At 76.7% G+C, this 849-nt stretch carries 1 protein-coding gene and 1 pseudogene; one reads left to right on the top strand and one right to left on the bottom strand.

The window, feature by feature from the left end; all coding sequences use genetic code 11:
* A pseudogene (locus ACYVE9_RS28885) lies at positions 1-199 on the top strand (hypothetical protein); the annotation flags it as partial.
* Between the two features lie 55 nt (positions 200-254).
* On the opposite strand, the gene ACYVE9_RS28880 reads toward ACYVE9_RS28885, so the two are convergent.
* The gene (locus tag ACYVE9_RS28880; protein ID WP_461030834.1) at positions 255-797 is read right to left on the bottom strand and encodes an AAA family ATPase; all 543 of its coding nucleotides are present in this window, start codon (positions 795-797) and stop codon (positions 255-257) included.
* Positions 798-849 lie beyond the last annotated feature (52 nt).

Genomic DNA, 849 nt, shown 5'->3' with positions numbered 1-849 from the left:
GGCCAGGCGGTGGGCCCAGCACCGGCTGCCGAGCGGGTCGGGGCCGGTCGGCGACGGGCCGTACGCCTTCGAGAACCGGTCGCAGCTGCGTGTCGTCTTCGACTGCCCCACCTGCCACCAGCGCGTCCGGCTGCCCGTCCGGGGACGGGTGCGGGCCCGCTGCGGCCTGTGCCGCACGGAGCTGGAGTGCGACACCTGACGCCCCAGCCCCCAGCCCGGGCGCGGGCGGCGCGGACCGGCGCACACCGGGGCGGTCAGAGGCGGAAGCGGTCCTCGGTCAGGCCCAGCAGGACGGCGTCCACGGTGGCCTCGGTGTCCAGCCGCGAGGAGTCCAGCACATGGCGTTCGAGGGGGCCCAGATCGGTGAACTGCCGGTGCATCCGGCGGATCGGCCCGGGCTCGGTCAGCGGGTGGTCGGGGCGTGCCGTACCGCGGGCCAGCGTGGTCTGCTCGTCCGGGCGGAGCACGGCGTAGTGCAGCGGGAGCCCGGCCTCGTCGGCGGCCTCCCGGAAGGGCGGCAGGAACCAGGGGCCGATCACGCCGTCCACCACGACCTGGTAGCCGCCGGCCGCGTAACCGGCCGCGGCCCGGGCCAGCACGCCGATCACGACGGTGTTCTGCGCGTCCGCCTCCGGGCGGTGGGCGGGCACGCCGCCGTGCACGACGCACGCCCAGAAGTCGTCGGCGTGCAGGTGCACCGACGGGCTCGGCCGGAGTGAGGCGAGCAGTCGGGCCACGGTGGTCTTGCCGGCGCCCGGTGGTCCGGACAGGAGGAGGATGCTGCCGTCGGTGCTCACCGCGGCAGCCTAACCACGGCTGCCGCACCGGCCGTCGCCCGGGGTCGCCGGG

This window comes from Streptomyces sparsus, assembly GCF_054776295.1.
The sequence above is the reverse complement of the archived record's forward strand: the minus strand, read 5'-3'. Positions and strand labels throughout refer to the sequence as shown.